At 44.2% G+C, this 1152-nt stretch carries 1 protein-coding gene; it reads left to right on the top strand.

Annotated elements, in window-relative coordinates:
- On the top strand, window positions 1-1152 hold a 1152-nt coding region (gene tuf, locus HLH14_RS12040; RefSeq protein ID WP_214645752.1), incomplete at its 5' end, for an elongation factor Tu.

Here is a 1152-nt window from a genome sequence, read left to right as displayed (position 1 = left end):
AACGTGGGCACAATTGGTCACGTCGACCATGGTAAAACAACTTTAACTGCTGCAATTGCAACAATTTGTGCAAAAAATTACGGCGGTGAAGCTAAAGATTACGCAGCAATTGACTCTGCACCAGAAGAAAAAGCACGTGGTATTACCATTAATACTTCACACGTAGAATACGATTCTCCGATTCGTCACTACGCGCACGTAGACTGTCCAGGTCACGCCGATTATGTTAAAAACATGATCACTGGTGCTGCTCAAATGGACGGCGCGATCCTTGTATGTGCTGCGACTGATGGTCCTATGCCACAGACTCGTGAACACATCCTTCTTTCTCGTCAGGTTGGTGTACCTTACATTCTTGTATTCCTTAACAAGTGTGACCTTGTTGATGATGAAGAATTGCTTGAATTGGTAGAAATGGAAGTTCGTGAACTTCTTTCTACTTATGACTTCCCAGGTGATGACACTCCAATCATCCGTGGTTCAGCGCTTGCTGCACTTAATGGTGATCAAGGTCAATATGGCGAACCTGCTGTAATCGAATTGGTTGCTGCGCTTGATTCTTACATTCCTGAACCAGAACGTGCAATCGATAAAGCATTCTTGATGCCAATCGAAGACGTATTCTCTATCTCTGGTCGTGGTACTGTGGTAACTGGTCGTGTTGAATCAGGTATCGTTAAAGTAGGCGAATCAGTTGAAATCGTTGGTATTAAAGATACAGTTGTAACAACTGTAACTGGCGTTGAAATGTTCCGTAAATTGCTTGACGAAGGTCGTGCTGGCGAGAACTGTGGTGTTCTTCTACGTGGTACTAAACGTGAAGACGTTCAACGTGGTCAAGTACTTGCTAAACCAGGTACAATCAAGCCGCATACTAAATTCGACGCAGAAGTATACGTACTTTCTAAAGAAGAGGGTGGTCGTCATACACCATTCCTTAACGGTTACCGTCCACAATTCTATTTCCGTACTACTGACGTAACTGGCGCAATCCAATTACAAGAAGGCGTGGAAATGGTTATGCCGGGTGACAACGTTGAAATGTCAGTAGAACTAATTCACCCAATCGCAATGGACCCAGGTCTACGTTTTGCGATCCGTGAAGGTGGTCGTACAGTTGGTGCTGGTGTTGTTGCTAAAGTAACTGCATAA

Source organism: Acinetobacter terrae (assembly GCF_013004375.1).
Taxonomy (GTDB): domain Bacteria; phylum Pseudomonadota; class Gammaproteobacteria; order Pseudomonadales; family Moraxellaceae; genus Acinetobacter; species Acinetobacter terrae.
The sequence above is the reverse complement of the archived record's forward strand: the minus strand, read 5'-3'. Positions and strand labels throughout refer to the sequence as shown.